Source organism: Veillonella parvula, assembly GCF_032575955.1.
GTDB lineage: Bacteria > Bacillota > Negativicutes > Veillonellales > Veillonellaceae > Veillonella > Veillonella parvula_J.
This window is the reverse complement of record NZ_JAWFXN010000007.1, coordinates 24,205-40,979: the sequence shown is the minus strand read 5'-3', so window position 1 is coordinate 40,979 and position 16,775 is coordinate 24,205. Positions and strand designations below refer to the sequence as shown.

The window sequence follows — 16,775 nt, the reverse complement described above, 5'->3', positions numbered from 1 at the left end:
ATAAATACATAACTAATTTTGTAAAAGGAGGGATCGTTATGAAAAGAGTAGTGTTAGCTTTAGCTGCATTAGGTATTTTAAGTGTTAGCTCTGTAATGGCGGCCCCTGTATCATACCAAAGTGTATTAACAGGTAAAGTTGCTTCTACAGTTTCTGTTGGTACTTCTGTAACAGAAGGCCAAACATTGGTGACTGTAGAGACATTGGCTGGTCCTATGGCTGCTGCTAAATCTACTGTAACTGGTACTGTAACGGCGGTTAATGTTACAGTGGGTTCAGACGTTTCTCGTGATCAAATCGTTGTCACTGTAGAAAGTAAATAAAGGAGAGAAGGAATGAAGTTTTCTCATTCTTGGCGTCGGTATAGAAAAGCGATACTGGCGCTTTTCTTCTGTACTTCACTTACAACTGCACAGGCTATTGATTTTATGCCTGTCAATGATGTAACAACAGGTATGGAAGGTATTGCAAAAACTGTAATCGTAGGGGATACTATTTCCACCTTTGATGTAAAGGTACTGGGTGTCATGAAGGATAAGGGACCATCTGGTCATCTTATTTTAGCCAAGTTTTCCGGCCCCGTTATGGATCAAACTGGTGGCATTGCGCATGGTATGAGTGGTAGCCCTGTATATATAAATGGTAAACTCGTTGGGGCTGTTGCTTATGGCTGGGGGTTTGCGGATGGTACGATAGGTATGATTACTCCTATTGAGGATATGGTTAAACTATGGAATATACCATATGAGAAAAACTTATCTAAACCTTGGGATGATACACAATTGATTCCTTTAGGTACTCCACTTATGGCGTATGGCTTCGATGCGGCATCAATGGAATACTTTAAATCGAAGTTACCGCAATATAAATATGAAACATATGACACCGCAAGTGCTAGTGGTGATGAAATTGCAAAACCTTTAGAAGCTGGTGGCTCGGTAGCGGCTTTGCTAGTTGATGGTGACCTTAAATTGGGCGCTATTGGTACTGTTACTCATGTAGATGGTGAAAAGGTTGTTGCCTTTGGTCATCCATTCTTAAAACATGGTTCTTCTAACTATTTTATGCACAATGCAAGTATCTTTACCGTTGTAAAAAGCTATAATGCTGCCTTTAAGCTTGGCTCTATGGGTAAAGAGATTGGTTCTGTTACTGAAGATAGAGGTGCCGGTATTGCAGGTGTATCAGGCGTGATTTCTCCTGGTATTCCATTGCGATTCCATTTAAAAGATCTTGATATGGGACGTGATAGAACTAGCTCTGTAAAGGTTATTGAAGATGGTGAAATGACACCAACTTTAGCAGCTACAGCCTTATATAATATGTTGAATAAAACATTGGATCGTAGTGGCTCTGGTACGGCTACAATTTCTTATACTATTACGCCAAAAGGGAAAGAACATAAGCCATTAACGCGAACAAATATGTTCTATAGCTCTGATTCCATTAGCGAAAAAGCAGTTGATGAATTTTATAATGTCATTGATGTTCTTATGAACAATCGATTCATCAACTATGAAATTTCGGATATTTCGGTTGAAACAAACGTAACGCAAGATAAGAAAACAGCCAAGCTTATAGATGCTTCTGCTTCGTCTACTGTAGTTTCTCCTGGGGATACTATTGTAGTAGATGTAACATTAGAACCGTTCCGCGGCGAAAAGGTTATTAAACAAATCTTCTTTAAGGTTCCAGACGATCAAGCTATTGGTAAATATACCTTAGAGGTACGTGGCGGTGGCGAGATTCCATTGCCATACGTATTGGAAAAACAAAAGTATAATTTAACAGACGAAATTTTACGCCGTTTGAAAGTTCATAAAGATTTTGATGAGCTTTATGATGAAATTCAAAAGACAGATACAAATAATCAAATCGTTGTAGAATTTTTGGAAGATGGTATCAGCTTAGTTGATGAAGATGGCTCTCAATCTGTTAAAAAGGCTAAGCTTAAAGATGTGGAATCAAAACCTATGCCAGGGGATGTAAAGAAAAAAACAGGTCAAGAAGATTTGAGTTCTAGTAAGGATGATGAAAAGAAACCTGAAAAGACTGCTGTTGATACTGAGTACATTGTGCAAGGTGATGGTCAATTTACGATTCATGTAATGAAGCCTGCTGATCGGGATAAAGAATTAGCAAAACGTGTCAAAGAAGCGAAACATCAGATTAAGATGGAACGCAAGTTAGAATTGGAAGATCAATCTAAAAAAGATAAAACGGATAAAGCTGAGTCTAAAAAGGATTCTAAAAAAGAGTCGAAAGAAACCAATAAAAAAGATGAGGCTAATGCTGGTGGAACAAATACAGCTGAATAAGTTGAAACTGTAAGGGAAAGGGATAGACTGTTGAGTTGGCTAGAATCGATAGGTCGAGTCGTCATAAACGGCTTATCGCAGATGGGTAGTGCTACATTATTAGTGTGGCAAACAATAAAACAATTAAAAATGATTAATCTGTGGCATGTATTTCAACAGATGGCTCACTTAGGGGTAGACTCCTTGCCTATTATTAGCTTAACTCTACTCTTTGCTGGTGCCGTTATGACCTTACAGATTACAGATGTACTAATTACCTATGGTGCTCAAAGTACAGTAGGTGGCCTTATGGCTGTAGCTATGGGCCGTGAATTGGGTCCTATCTTAGTTGGTGTAGTATTAGCCGGCCGTGTTGGCGCAGCTATCACGGCTGAAATTGGTACAATGAAGGTAACAGAACAAATTGATGCCCTACGTGTTATGGCTGTTGATCCTGTTGGTTACCTCGTGGTACCACGTGTAGTAGCGTGTATGATTATGGTGCCAATTTTGGCATTTTATGGTGTTGTTATCGGTATTGCCGGTGGTTACTTTGTAGCCACTGTTATCAAGGGTTTGGCGCCTAGTACATATTTAGACTCTATTCAAATGTTTTCTACCATTTCAGATTTCACCTTAGGACTTATAAAGTCTAGTGTGTTTGGTGCTGTCATTGCATTGGTAGGTGCTTATAAGGGCATGGAAACTAAAATGGGCGCAGAAGCTGTTGGTTTTTCCACTACTAGTTCTGTAGTAACTAGTATTATTCTAGTATTTGTATTAAATTACTTTTTATCTACATTGTTATTTTAGTGGATATTTTTAGAGGGATTTATGATTGAACTACGCAATGTTGTAGTTGCCTACGAGTCACGTGTGATTTTAGACTCTGTTAATCTCACTATTAATGATGGGGAGACGTTAGTTATATTAGGCGGCAGTGGTAGTGGTAAAAGTACATTACTTCGCTTATTAATAGGTTTACAACGTCCTACATCAGGGCAGATTATCGTAGATGGCACAGATATAACTACATTATCTGAAGATGAATTTAATACGGTACGAAGAAAAATGGGGATGGTATTCCAATATTCAGCTTTGTTTGATTCTATGTCGGTAGGTGAGAACGTAGCTTTTGGTTTGCGTCAACATACGAAGTTAAAGGATGACGAAATCAAACGCATTGTGGCAGAAAGACTTGATTGGGTTGGTTTAAAGGGATATGAGTCCTATATGCCTAATGAGTTATCTGGTGGTATGAAAAAGCGGGTTAGCTTAGCTCGTGCTATAGCACTAGATCCGAGTTTAATTCTTTATGATGAACCTTCATCAGGGTTAGATCCTATTACATCAGGTACGATTAGTATGCTAATTAAGGGGATGCAGAATCGGCTTGGTTGTACTTCTATCGTGGTAACACATGATATGCAGTCAGCATTTTATGTTGCTGACCGCATAGCTTTACTCGATCAGGGGCATTTTGTAGAAATTTCTGATACAATAGAATTTAAGAATTCTACAAATAAGAAGGTACAACAATTTATTCATGGTGAAGCAGAGCCGATTAACGAATCTGCGATGGGAGATATATAATGAAGTGGACGACGGAGGCCAAGGTAGGGGCTTTTACAATAATAGGTATAGTTCTATTTATTGCAGGCATACTATTTGTAGGCCGTATCGATATTTGGGCTAAACCGCAAATGACAATTACAGGTGATTTCACTCAAGTAAATGGCCTAAAAAATGGGAATCAGGTTAAATTTTCCGGCGTGGCCATCGGGACTGTTTCTGATATTGAAATTACACCGCGTGGCGTTGTGGTTAAGATGAAACTTGATGAAAAAACGCAGATTCCAAGTGACTCAATCTTTTCCTTGGGGGCAGATGGTTTTTTAGGTGATAAATTTATTCAAATTTCACCAGGACAGTCTAAAGTATATTTACAAGATGGTGACTCCGTTAAAGGTGAAGGCGTTGATGCTGTGGATAAGGCCATGCAGAGTGCACAAAAATTAATGGATGGTACTGAGAAGATGCTACAGTCTATTAATAGTATTATTGGTGATCCTGCAACTCAAAGTGCACTTAAATATTCTTTGCAATCTACAGCTGTGATGGCTGATAATGCGGTAGCTATTACACAAAATATGGCGGATGTAACGGCTCAGCTAAATCAAGCAGCACAACAGTTTAATGCTGATGGTAATGCAGGCAATGATATGCGTGCTATTTTAACTAATTTAAAACAAACTACTGATCGTGTAGATAATATGGCTCGTACCATGGAATCAACTGTAACAGATCCTAAAGCACAAGAAAATATTAAGGAGACTTTACATAATACGGCACAGATTTCAGCTCGCATCAATAAACTGATGGGCGGAAAGGCGTACCAAACGGATGTAAATGGAAATAGTGTAGAGGTTGGTATGACTGAAAAAAAGTCATCTACCAAGATTGAACCATCTGTAGATTTGTTGTATAACACAACGGATAATGAATTCCGTGTCAATGGTAGAGTACGTGCCTTTAACAATAAAGGAATGGCTGAAATTGGCCTTTCTAATATGGGTGATGATACTACTTTTGATCTGAATGCAGGTCGATTTATTAGTTCTAAATGGTTAGTGCGTGGTGGTATTTTTGAAAGTGAATTGGGCCTTGGGGTGGATTATAACTTCCGTGGTCCTGTGTCCTTATCAGCCGCGCTATATGACCTTAATCATCGTAAATATCGTATTCGTAGTGATATACGTTTGCATAAAGATACCTATGGCGTTATTCAAATGACCAGACCGTTCAGTTCTACGAATGGAGGTACCTATTTCGGTATTAAACAAGTATTCTAATGACTAACACATTTACTCTATATGAGTATGGAGGTACATATTATGAATAAAAAGGTTCTTTCCTTAGGTGTAATGCTTTCTTTAGTTACTACTGGTGCATTCGCCGCTGATGTAGTAACTACATCCGTTAACAACGGAGACCAATTAAGCAAATATCAAAAAGAAGCTATTCAATTAACACAAAAGCAATTAGCAGAAAAATCTGTTTTAGACAGTAAAACCTATGAACGTACATTAGCTTTAAACGAAGCCCGTACGGTTGATTTAGCATTAGCTAATAATCGTACAGCTAAGCAAACTAAATGGGGTTATGAAGCTGCTAAATCTGCAGTAAGCCAAGTAGCAGCTGGTAAGAATCCAAGTGTTAGTTATGGTTGGAGTGCTCAAAAAACGGGCGGTGACACAGGTAGTGGCAAATCTGGTAGTCATAACTTCTCCATTAGTGCGCCTGTATTCAATCCACAACTCGATGCAAGCATTGATTCTGCACGTTATACTCGTGAAGGTACTGGTGCTAGCTATGAAGAGGCTTTACAACAAGCAAAATATGATGCTCTTAACGGTTATTATACATTGATTATGAGCCGTAATATGGTAGATGTAGCACAACAAGCTGTTAAAGATTATCAAGGTCATGTAACTAATGTAGAGGCACAGTATAATGTTGGTTTAGTGGCGAGCTCCGATGTATTGGCAGCTAAAACAAATCTTGATGATTCTCAAACATCTCTTGTAAAAGCGCAAAATGCTGCAAATTTAGCAGAGGCGAACTTAAATCAAGTTATTGCATACCCTGCACAAACAGCTATTACTACAGCAGAGCATGATTTACAATATAAACCATATAATGTAACCTTGGAGCAAGCGAAAGCATATGCTATGCTTCATCGTTCCGCTCTTGTTAAATCAGCTCTTGATGTAAAATCTGCGGAAGAAGCTGTAAAATCTGCTAAGGCGGGTTATTTGCCTACGGTTGCTGTAAAAGCTGGTCGTGGCTATGGTGATCCAGATGGTTACTTTGGTACAAGTACAAAGTCCTGGAGTGTTGGTGCTAGTGCTACTTGGAACTTATGGGATGGTGGTGCAACACAAAATGCTATTAAAAAAGCAAATGCACAACTTGAACAAGCAAAAGAAGCTAACTTGGCCACTGTTGATGCTGTATTGTTAGCTGTACAAAAAGCATACTTGAATTTACGAGCTGCTGAACAAACAATCCAAAGTACACAAACTGCAGTCGCACAAGGTCAAGAAAGTTTCCGTATTGCTACGCTTCGTTACCGTGCAGGTGTTGGTACGAACCTTGATGTACTTGATGCAGAAACTAAGTTGACAACAGCTCGTAATAACTATGTAGAAGCTCTTTACAATTACAATATTAGCATTGCGGCTCTTGAACAATTAACAGGCGTTCCATTGTCTACACCTGTAGGTCAAGGGGCTGAAGTTATCGCTAATAGTGGCGCTGTTGAACAATTGGCAAAACTAGGCGGCAATCAATAATATGATCCTTAAAAAGACGACTTCGGTCGTCTTTTTTCTTGTAGTGGACAGTATAGACAATGAGTGCTCTTGATAGGGTTATATTTTATATGTATATTTCATGTAGTGTCGCAAAGTTTATGTTTATGTAGTGGTTAATAAAATTAAATATGTATTTATTCTAGAAACTGATTTCTGAGAAAATATATTAGTTTTATAAAATTTACCCTGAAAATACTATAGTTATTACTGTGTCTGTGGTAAGATTAGTATATATATTTATATTATTCATAATGTGTATGGGAGTATCATTATGACCCGTAAAAAGTGGCTCCTTATCGGTGCAGCGATTTTAGGTTTGTCTGGTATTGTTGGTGCCAGCATCAATCCTATGGCTCAAATTTACATTGCACCTATGGTTAAAGAACAAGTAAATAATGTCATAAACGGATCTATAGACTATGATTCTCTCCGAATTAATTGGAATGGTGATGTTGTTCTAACAGATGTGATTATTAAAGATAGAGATGGTCATTTAGTTGGAACTGCTCAAGAGGTAGCTGTAGGAGTTAAATTATCTTCTTTGCCGAAGATTGTCGGTGGCAACACATCAGGGGCTACGGCTATTTCTAGTGTAATCGTTGAGGCGCCAGATTTTCATATATGGCAACTAGCTGATGGGTCGTGGAGTATAACTAAGTTAGTAAAACCATCCGATCCAAATAAGTCGGGTACTTTTGATGGCTCTGTGACTATTAATGATGGTCGCGTAGCGCTACGTACTAAAGATGGAATAAAGAGGAATGTAGAAAATCTTGATGGGACTATGGCGCTTGATATGAGTGGCATGTCTAAAGGTGCCTTTACTGCTGATGTAGATGGTTCCGCAATTACCTTGAATGGCAAAATTGATATGAACAATGTATCTAATTTTGATCTCTTTGTACAAGCTGATGAAATTGATACTGCTGGTATTATGAGTTTTGTTCCACTTCGTAAGGATCTATCTGTAACGAGTGGTAAGTTACAAGATTTACATTTAAATCTTAAAAGTGAAGATGGCAAATACATTATGAGTGGTAATGTAGGCTTTAAAGGTTTAACAGGCACTTATAAACGGGGTAATACAATTTATAATATTACCGATGGCACGGGTCGCATTATGCTTAATAATGATCAAATCGTTATTAGTCGTAGTTCTTGGAGGGTAAATGATCAAGTAACAAAGATCAATGGCTTAGTTACACTAGGCAAAGATGAAGAGTATTTAAATCTTAATGTTGTGGCCGATAAAGTAGATTTAGAGGCGATAACAGACGTCGGTGTTTCTGGTATTGTAGGTGGGCGTGCACATATTGGTGGTACGACAGTAGCTCCTCGTGTAGATGCAACGATTGCTAGTGATGGTATTTCTTATAATGGTTACTATATTGATCGTTTACAAGGTGATATTGTATATGATAACGGTTTAGTTCGTACGGATGATGTGCGCCTATCAGTAGGCGAAGGTAGTGCAAAGGTTAAGGGCCAATATGTGGTTGATACAGGGGATTTTGATACTACTATAAAGATTCAAAATTTACCTTTAGGCACTTTCACAAAAGATATGACCTCACCGGTTACAGGTAATATCGATGGTGAGATGCGTATCTTAGGAAAAAATAATCAAGTTACAGATGTTGTAGGCGCTGTTGAAGGTCGCCAAATAGGCATTCGCGGTGTTGTAGTTGATACTGCAAAAGCTAACTTTACGCACGCTGATAATAGTACAAATATGACCGTTGTAGGCACTATAGGAGATGGGGCGCTAAGCGGATATGGCTATATCCAAAATGGTAATATAGATGCCACTATTTCCGGTAATGCATTGCCATTGACCGCACTAAGTCCTATTATTGGTCAAGATGTTGATGGCACCTTGAATACCTCTTTTGCGATACAAGGTACATTGGATAATCCAAATGTAATGGGCACTGTATGGGGTCAAGAGGTACATTATAAAGGGGCTCGATTCAATAATATCCATGGAGATATTAAGCTAGATAACCATATTCTCACTATCACCAATGGACATATTGGTGATGGCGATGGGGGCTATGATGTTAATGGTTGGTATAATCTTAATACAGATGTGTTAGATCTAAATGCCAAGGCTCGGGCTGCTCGTATTGAAAATGTGATTCGTACTGTTACAGATGTTCCTATTACAGGTTGGTTTGAAACAGACAATCATATTACAGGGACGGCTGCAAATCCGATTATAGAAGGTCGTGCTCATTTGTGGGATGGTTCTGCTTATGGCAAACTCGTGACTAATGCGTTTGCAAAATATAACTATCAGAATGATACATTAGAGCTTTATAGATTTGATATTGAAGGTTATGGTGCAACTATCACAGGTGGCGGTACAGTATCTAAAGAAGCAATTAATATTGATTTTGAAGGCAAAAAAATTGATATGGGCAGATTGCTCATTAATACGGATTACAAAGTTGATGGTTTGCTATCTGGTCGAGGACAAATTACTGGATCTGTGGATAACCCTCAATTCAATGGCTATATTTCATCCGATGCCTTATCAGTTAATGGGGAATTATTGAACGATATTCATGGTCGTGTTTATGCAGATAAATCGGTTGTAAATGTGCAAGATTTCACCTTTGCTGAAGCCGATGGTGGTCGCTACACTGCTAAAGGTGGTATGAAGTTTGATGATAGTAGACAACTATTTGGTGTATTAGATGTTACTAATGGTAGCGTAAAGAATTTGCTAACCTTGCTAGACCGGTCCAATGAACACATTGATGGCAAATTAAATGGTTCTGTTGAAATCGGAGGTACACGCGACAATCCAAGCGTTAATGTAACAGGCAAGATTAATGATGTAAGTATTGATGAAAAGATTGTTGGTGATGCAACTATCGATGCAAGTCTTGCTAATCGTAAATTCAAAGTTACAACTTTGAAACTGCCTGTTGATGAAGGTCTCATTGCAATAGGCGGTACGATGGATCTTGATGGTCAAGCGGACTTACAGGTTGCATTAAAGGATGTTGATATAGTACCGTTCTTGCCACTTATGGGTAAGGATATTCAAGCTACTGGTTGGGTGACTGGCGTTGTAAATATCACTGGGGAAACTAAGAATCCTAAAGTAGAATTATCCGGTGCTGTAGAGTCGGGGTCCTTTAATGGTGTTGGTATTGATGAAGGTTTTGTATTGGCTACAATGCAAGATCAAGTTATTCAGATTCAACGAATTCAAGGTGCCAAAAGTGGGTATAAGCTAAGTGTCTATGGTAAGATTCCATTAGCGGCAATCTTTACGTCTGGGTATATTCCAGCAAATGATAGCAAATCTATGGATGTAACTATTGATTTTAACGAAGCAGATATGGCTGTTATCCCTCTTCTTACAACTAGTGTTAAGGAGGCAACAGGTCCGTTAAAAGGCACGGTTCACATTACAGGCACTATTGATCAGCCTGAAGCATATGGTACTGTATCGGTACGTAATGGTACGATGAAATTGGCAAGTGTAGAAAATCAAATTACTGGTATTGATGGTGACTTAATTTTCTCTGGTCAACAAGGTGATTTCCAATCCCGTATTAATATGGGCAAAGGCTCAGCTGGTTTGGCTGCTAAAGTAAATTGGTCTGGACATACTCTTACTAATTACAAGGCGGCAGTTCAGCTAGAAGACTTAGAGGTTCGCAGTGAATATGTAAGAGGACCTTTGAATGGTGAACTTTATATTGCTGACCGAGATGGATTGCCGACCCTTATTGGTACTTTAAATCTTGAAAAGATTCAATTCAAAATTCCTCTTTCCTTACAATCTAGTGAAAGTACCAAAGATATGGGGGTGGATGTTACTGTTCATGCGGGTAAAGGTGTACGTTTATATGATCGCACCTTATACAACATGTTTATCAGTGGCGATGTTCATTTTGGTGGATCCTTACAAAATCCAACTGCTAGTGGTCAATTCGATGTTAGAAATGGCACGTTTAAGTATTTGAGCCATGTATTTAATATTACAAAAGGGAATGCTCATTTCGTAGGTGGCTCTTATTTACCAAACTTACAATTAGAGGCTGAAACAAATGTAAGTAATTACACTATTATGCTTGGCGTAAAAGGGACAGTGGATCATATGGACTTATCATTGTCCTCTAATCCTACATTGTCTAGAAAGCAAATCATTTCCATGTTGACCTTCGGCCGCGGTGCAGATTCAAATAGTAGTACTTTGACAAATGAAGATGTGAATGCTGTGGCTACAGCAGGGCTTCAAATGTTTGCTTTTGGCTATGTACAAGATGCATTACAAAATACACTTGGGTTAGACCGCATCAATATTACAACAGGGTCAATTGATCCCGATGAGCCAACTAATAGGGATACGGCAAGTAATTATAATATTGAAATCGGTAAATATGTATTACCGAGAGTCATGTTGACTTATTCTCAAGGTATTAATAACAAACAAAATAAATATGGTATAGAATATTCTGTTAAACGAAACCTTAAGTTCACGGGATGGCATACATCAAAAGGGAACAATTATATAGGTGGTCGTTGGACACGTAGCTTTTAAGAGTATGACTAGAATGTGTAAACCCCTTAGGTATGCACATTCTAGTCATATTAATTTCATAAAATTTGTTTAATATAGTACTCATTCCAAGCAATTTATGCTATAATGATAAAGATTTATTAGTCTTTATAAATAAGATGTAAACTCTTTATGGGGATGAGTTCTAGGAGGAATTTATGTTTAAACCAAAAGCTTATAAAAGTATGCTTGCAGCGTCCGTGTTGACCGCTGTCATGGGGACAGGCAGTGTATTTGCTGCTGAGGTACAAGCTGGCTATACTCCAGATTTAAATAGCACAACGACGACTAATGCTGCTACAACAAATGATGCAGCTACTACACAAGCTGTTTATAATGCTGATGCAACTACTACAACTATACAAGATGAAACTGATGCAGCTATCTTAGCTGCTCGTGGTGATACGACTATATCTAGTGACGGCACTGTAGTAAAAGGTTCTGATGGAACTGTTACAGTCAATAATGCTGCTTTAAAAACTGATGATAAACAAGTAAAAATGGTATCTAAAACTACTGGTGGTACTGATCTTGATAAGGCTGCTGAAAATGGCCAAACTCAAGCTGTTACAACAGTAGAAGCACAATATGTTACATCTGCTAGTGCAGAATCTGTTAATCCTTACGTAGGTAAATTGATTACCGGTTTGTCTATATCTGGGGTTACAGCTGAACAACAAGCAAATTTATTGCCAATTTTAACTGAAAAAGTTGGCGATGCCGTATCTGTTGATGGTGTATTTAAAGATGTAACTAATCTTGGTAATACTGGGTACTTCTCCGAAGTAAATCCTGTATTCACTTCCGTGGCTGAAGGCGTAAAACTGGACTTTGCTGTAACCGTAAATCCAGTTACCACTGGCGTTTCCTTTGAAGGTAATACTGTATATTCCTCCGAAGTATTGACTAAGTTCATGGACATTCAACCAGGTCAAGTTCTTAACTCTGTATCCGTAGGGCAAAAAGTTCAAGGTATTAATGCTGCATATGCTCGCGATGGCTATATGTTAGCACACGTTGATGGTGTCCGTGTAGATGACCAAGGCGTACTTCATATACACATTGTTGAAGGTATCGTAGAAGATATCATTCCAGCAGGTAACAAGAAAACCCGCAATAAAGTTATTACTCGTGAATTTGTTCAAAAGAAAGGAAAACCTTTTAATAAATTCTTGGTACGTCGTTCTGTAGAACGCGTATATAACTTAGGTTTCTTTGATGACGTAAACGTTCGTATGTTGCCAGGTGAACAAGATCCAAATAATGTAATTATTGAAATCGATGTATTGGAACATAAGACTGGTACCATCACATTAGGTGCTGGTTACTCTAAATCTGATGGGTTGATGGGTATTGTTGAATTCGGTGAAGATAACTTCCGTGGTACTGGCGATAAATTTAAAGTTCACTGGGAAATCGGTGGTAAGAAAAAATATAAGAACTACCAAATCTCCTACTTGAAACCTTGGATCGATAGCAAAGGTACATCCCTTGGCTTCTCCTTCTTCAACCGCGAAGATGAATACACAGATTACAATGAAGATGGTAATGAAGTAGCAGAATACAATAAGAAATCTCGTGGCTTTAATATTTCGTTCGGACGTCAAACTGGGGAATATACTCGTGATTACTTGACATTAGAATCCCGTAAAGATTCTTATAAATGGGATGATGATAGCTCTGGCTTCCGTTATGATAAAAATGCGGGTAAAGGCACAAACTGGGATAATGGTTCCTATAATTTCGCATCTGACAACTATGTAAAAAATAACTTCGGTCGCATTAACTCCGTAACATGGCAAAAAGTATACGACTCTCGCGATAATATCTATGAACCAACTCGTGGTCGCCGTATTTCCTATACTACACAATGGGCTGGTCATGGTTTGGGCGGTGACTTCGACTTCTACAAATTCACAGCTGAAACTCGTATGTACAAGAAATTGGGCGCTAAAAATGTATTGGCATTCCGTGCACGTGCTGGTTTCATCCAAGGTGATGCTCCTTATAGCCAATTGTTCACATTGGGCGGTGCTGATTCCTTACGTGGTTATGAAGATGATCAATTCCGTGGTAAGAAGATGTACAATGCTACATTGGAATTCCGTTTCCCAATTGTTAAGAAAGTTAGCGGTGTGTTATTCGGTGATATTGGTGATGCATGGGATGCACCTAATGTTACATGGTATAACAGCAAAAAATCCTTTAACTATGGCGTTGGTGCTGGTGTTCGTATTACAACACCAATTGGTCCTGTTAAACTTGATTATGGTGTGGGTAAACACAAAAATAAATTCCATTTCAGCTTCGGTACACAATTCTAATATAGTAAATGTATATGGTGAAGGCCTCTTTTTAAAGAGGCTTTCACCAATATCTCTATATGGCATCCTTTGATGCAGTGATTTAAAGAAATGAGGGCACTCTATTATGATGCGAATGATGAACAACAAGGCGAATGTAAAGATTTTTTCTATCGCCATTGCTGCTATTTTTATTATTGGTATTGGTGCGTTAGCTTATACGCAAATGGCTTCGCCTAGTAGTAATAGTGGGACTAGTACTATTGGGGTTATCGATACATCTCGTATGTTGTCTCAAGATAATCCAATTTATATCTCTGCAGCTCAAGAATATATGAGCTATCAAAGCCAATTACAACAAGAAACGCAAGCTAAAATTGATGCGGCACAAGACGATGCTACTAAACAAAAAATCGCTGAAGAAGCTCGTCAAAACCTAGCTAAAAAAGATCAAGAAATTGCTAAATCCGTTCAAGATAAAGCTATGGAGGCTGCAAAAGCGGTTGGTGATGCTAAAGGTCTTAGCGTTGTTATGACTAAAGACACTGTACTATACGGTGGTGTTGACATTACAGATCAAGTATTGAAAAAACTAGCTACTGATGCAAAAAAATAAACTGTAGTTCTATGTAAGGGAGAACGACAATGAACGGGAAACAACGATATATAGGACTAGTCATATTTCTCGTTGCTGCAATAAGTGCTATGGTTTGGGCCTATGGTTTTGTAACAAATCGCCAACAGGGTCCTGATGGCATGTCAATAGGTGTTGTACGCATTGATGATGTACTAGAGTTTAATCCATCCTATGCGGATTATAAACAAGCCAAAAATGAATTGGAACTTTTACAACGTCAATATGAACTTGAACAACAAGCCTTAAATGCCAAGTCAGAGACACAAGATGAACAGTTGAAAACGCTTGCACTGGATTCAACCTTGTCAGATGCTCTTACGGTAGAATTGCAAACTCGTATTGCAACAAAAGAAAATGAACTAAATCAGCAATTAAATGCAAAGCGCAATGAATTAACTCAAAAGTATTTAGCTGAGTTAAAGGTTAGTACTAATGAATATGATCTGGAAATCGTAAACCTTCAACTAGACTTATATGCCTATGATGCACGTGTATATATAGATGATGCACAAAGAGCAGCGGCTATGGCTGAAAAAGCTAAAAAAGAAGAAAGATTAAAGGACTTATTAGCTAAGAGAAAACCATCGGATTTCGATGTGGATTCAATTAAAGCAAAGGTACAGGCTGAGCTTGCTCCAATGCAACAAAAAGGGCAGGAAGAGCTCAATCAATACGCTGCATCCCTACAGAAGGAATTAGCTGAGAAACGAGACTCCATGGTACAACAACAAGCACAAGCCATCATTGCTAATAATAACCTGCCTGTGGCGCAAGAGTGGAATGATACATGGGCAAAAAAGCTTTCAGATAAAGAAGCTGAAGTGAGTGCACTTCATGAGGCCATTTTAGAAGATGTTCGTATGCGCGTAGCAATTATTGCGGAGGAACAACATTTAGATTTAGTCATCATCGATGATGGTGGTAATATTAAAGGGCTTGATATTACTGATGCAGTGAAGGCGTCCTATCGAGTTCAATAAGGAGTTATATTATGAATAAACGTATTAAATCTTTAGTATTAGGTGCATCTTTAGTAGCTTCTATGGCTATCTTAGGTGGTTGTGGTTCTAATAATGTTGGTTATGTTGATAGCGTGAAAGTAGCAAACAGTACTGAAAAAGGTATTGAAATTACTAAAGAAATCAATGCTAAAAAAGCGGAATTAGATGCTAAAATTGCTGCTGCCGATGAAGCATCTAAACAAAATGTATTTAATCAAGCGAATCAAGAATTAAATGCCTTTGCGAATGCAAAAGCGCAAGAATATCGTCAATATCAAGAACAAAAAATCAATGAACTTGTGAAAGAAAAAAAACTTGATGTTATTATTGAGAAAGGCGCTGTTGTTGGTGGTGGCTCTGATGTAACTGATGATTTGATTACAAAAATGGGTAAAGCTTCTGACGACCAAATCAAAGAAGTTGAAAATGCAGCTAAAGCCCAAGAGCAACAAGATGCTCAGCAAAATGCACAACAAGCAGATCAAGCTGCAACAAGTACAACTGAAGCTACACAATAATTGAGGATTACCACGGGGGAGGAGTTTGCCTTGGAAAAAACTTTACAGGAACTCGCAAATTTAGTAGGCGGTCAACTTATAGGGGATGAGTCTATTGTCATTACTGAGACACGTAGCTTTGAGCAAGCAGTAAAACAATCCATAACTTTTGCAATAGGTGAATATGTTGAACATATTGCATTATGCCAAGCGGGTGCTGTTATCGTTGAATCGGAAGTAAAAAATGCACCGATGGCGCAAATCGTAGTTGATAATGCAAAAGCCGCATTTGCTCAAGTGCTAGAAGTATTCCATCCACCTGTTGTAGTTCCCCGTGAAGTGCATAGTACAGCTATTATTGGTAAGAATGTTACACTTGGTAAAAATGTAGCTATTGGTGCCTATTGTGTTATTAATGATAATGCTGTTATCGGTGATAATGTTACGATTCGACCTTATGTATATATTGGTCATAATGTACGAATTGGGGAAGATTCTGATATCTATGCAGGTGCTATCGTACATGAAAACTGTATTTTGGGTAAACGCGTTGTATTGCGTGCTAAAGCAGTTATCGGTGGTGAAGGTTTTGGCTTTGCCACAGAAAATGGTATTCATACGCATATTCCTCAAGTAGGCAATGTTATTCTTGAAGATGATGTAGAAATTGGCTCTTGCACTACTGTTGATAATGCCACAATGGGATCTACCTTGGTACGTCGCGGTACAAAAATTGACAATCTTGTTCACCTTGGCCACAATGTTGAGATTGGAGAAGATTGTTTCTTGATTGCACAGGTTGGGATTGCAGGTAGTACAAAATGTGGTAATCATGTAATCTTTGCAGGACAAACAGGTTGTACTGGTCATATTACAATTGGAGATAATGTACAATTTGCAGGTAAAACAGGAATTACTGGCAATGTGCCATCTAATTCTGTTATGGCTGGGTATCCAATGAGACCTCATAAAGAGTGGTTAAAATTGGCTGCTTATGAGAATCGTTTGCCAGAAATGGTGAAAACTGTAAAACAATTACAAAAAGAAATTGACGCTTTGAAAGCACAGCTTAAGGAGAGCTAATA

The 16,775-nt window shown here is 38.3% G+C and carries 12 protein-coding genes; all 12 read left to right on the top strand.

Translation table 11 applies throughout. From position 1 onward, the window contains the following. Positions 1-38 precede the first annotated feature (38 nt). The 12 genes from E7L28_RS07075 (at position 39) to lpxD (ending at position 16,773) form a co-directional block, all read left to right on the top strand. The gene (locus tag E7L28_RS07075; RefSeq protein ID WP_004695449.1) at positions 39-323 is read left to right on the top strand and encodes a biotin/lipoyl-containing protein; all 285 of its coding nucleotides are present in this window, start codon (positions 39-41) and stop codon (positions 321-323) included. A gap of 12 nt (positions 324-335) precedes the next feature. After that, positions 336-2,318, top strand: a complete 1,983-nt coding sequence (locus E7L28_RS07070; protein ID WP_316691682.1) for a SpoIVB peptidase S55 domain-containing protein — start codon at positions 336-338, stop codon at positions 2,316-2,318. Positions 2,319-2,348: 30 nt separating this feature from the next. Next, positions 2,349-3,110: an MlaE family ABC transporter permease gene (locus E7L28_RS07065; RefSeq protein ID WP_004695453.1), complete on the top strand. Its 762-nt coding sequence runs from the start codon at positions 2,349-2,351 to the stop codon at positions 3,108-3,110. Positions 3,111-3,131: 21 nt separating this feature from the next. Next, positions 3,132-3,890, top strand: a complete 759-nt coding sequence (locus tag E7L28_RS07060; protein ID WP_004695454.1) for an ABC transporter ATP-binding protein — start codon at positions 3,132-3,134, stop codon at positions 3,888-3,890. Continuing rightward, positions 3,890-5,149, top strand: a complete 1,260-nt coding sequence (locus E7L28_RS07055; protein ID WP_316691681.1) for an MlaD family protein — start codon at positions 3,890-3,892, stop codon at positions 5,147-5,149. Before E7L28_RS07060 ends, E7L28_RS07055 begins: the two co-directional genes overlap by 1 nt. Before the next feature lie 42 nt (positions 5,150-5,191). Beyond that, positions 5,192-6,652, top strand: coding sequence for a TolC family protein (locus tag E7L28_RS07050; RefSeq protein ID WP_021147875.1), 1,461 nt, complete (start codon positions 5,192-5,194; stop codon positions 6,650-6,652). Positions 6,653-6,944: 292 nt separating this feature from the next. Beyond that, positions 6,945-11,234, top strand: coding sequence for a translocation/assembly module TamB domain-containing protein (locus E7L28_RS07045; protein ID WP_316711566.1), 4,290 nt, complete (start codon positions 6,945-6,947; stop codon positions 11,232-11,234). Positions 11,235-11,410: 176 nt separating this feature from the next. Further along, positions 11,411-13,576: a BamA/OMP85 family outer membrane protein gene (locus tag E7L28_RS07040; RefSeq protein WP_316691680.1), complete on the top strand. Its 2,166-nt coding sequence runs from the start codon at positions 11,411-11,413 to the stop codon at positions 13,574-13,576. 106 nt (positions 13,577-13,682) lie between these two features. Then, positions 13,683-14,171: an OmpH/Skp family outer membrane protein gene (locus tag E7L28_RS07035; RefSeq protein WP_295815511.1), complete on the top strand. Its 489-nt coding sequence runs from the start codon at positions 13,683-13,685 to the stop codon at positions 14,169-14,171. A gap of 29 nt (positions 14,172-14,200) precedes the next feature. Beyond that, positions 14,201-15,172, top strand: a complete 972-nt coding sequence (locus E7L28_RS07030; RefSeq protein ID WP_287509022.1) for a coiled-coil domain-containing protein — start codon at positions 14,201-14,203, stop codon at positions 15,170-15,172. 11 nt (positions 15,173-15,183) lie between these two features. Beyond that, complete coding sequence (locus E7L28_RS07025) at positions 15,184-15,711, top strand: OmpH/Skp family outer membrane protein (RefSeq protein ID WP_316691679.1); 528 nt, start codon at positions 15,184-15,186, stop codon at positions 15,709-15,711. Between the two features lie 30 nt (positions 15,712-15,741). Beyond that, positions 15,742-16,773 carry a UDP-3-O-(3-hydroxymyristoyl)glucosamine N-acyltransferase gene (gene lpxD, locus E7L28_RS07020; protein WP_012864065.1) on the top strand — a complete coding sequence of 344 codons (1,032 nt, stop codon included), beginning with the start codon at positions 15,742-15,744 and terminating at the stop codon, positions 16,771-16,773. Positions 16,774-16,775: the final 2 nt, after the last annotated feature.

Bases quoted from the DNA above. Each gene is read 5' to 3' on its own strand.
- E7L28_RS07050 (WP_021147875.1), top strand. From the start codon at position 5,192: ATGAATAAAAAGGTTCTTTCCTTAGGTGTAATGCTTTCTTTAGTTACT.
- E7L28_RS07075 (WP_004695449.1), top strand. From the start codon at position 39: ATGAAAAGAGTAGTGTTAGCTTTAGCTGCATTAGGTATTTTAAGTGTT.
- E7L28_RS07070 (WP_316691682.1), top strand. From the start codon at position 336: ATGAAGTTTTCTCATTCTTGGCGTCGGTATAGAAAAGCGATACTGGCG.
- E7L28_RS07025 (WP_316691679.1), top strand. From the start codon at position 15,184: ATGAATAAACGTATTAAATCTTTAGTATTAGGTGCATCTTTAGTAGCT.
- E7L28_RS07055 (WP_316691681.1), top strand. From the start codon at position 3,890: ATGAAGTGGACGACGGAGGCCAAGGTAGGGGCTTTTACAATAATAGGT.
- E7L28_RS07060 (WP_004695454.1), top strand. From the start codon at position 3,132: ATGATTGAACTACGCAATGTTGTAGTTGCCTACGAGTCACGTGTGATT.
- E7L28_RS07035 (WP_295815511.1), top strand. From the start codon at position 13,683: ATGATGCGAATGATGAACAACAAGGCGAATGTAAAGATTTTTTCTATC.
- E7L28_RS07030 (WP_287509022.1), top strand. From the start codon at position 14,201: ATGAACGGGAAACAACGATATATAGGACTAGTCATATTTCTCGTTGCT.
- E7L28_RS07045 (WP_316711566.1), top strand. From the start codon at position 6,945: ATGACCCGTAAAAAGTGGCTCCTTATCGGTGCAGCGATTTTAGGTTTG.
- E7L28_RS07040 (WP_316691680.1), top strand. From the start codon at position 11,411: ATGTTTAAACCAAAAGCTTATAAAAGTATGCTTGCAGCGTCCGTGTTG.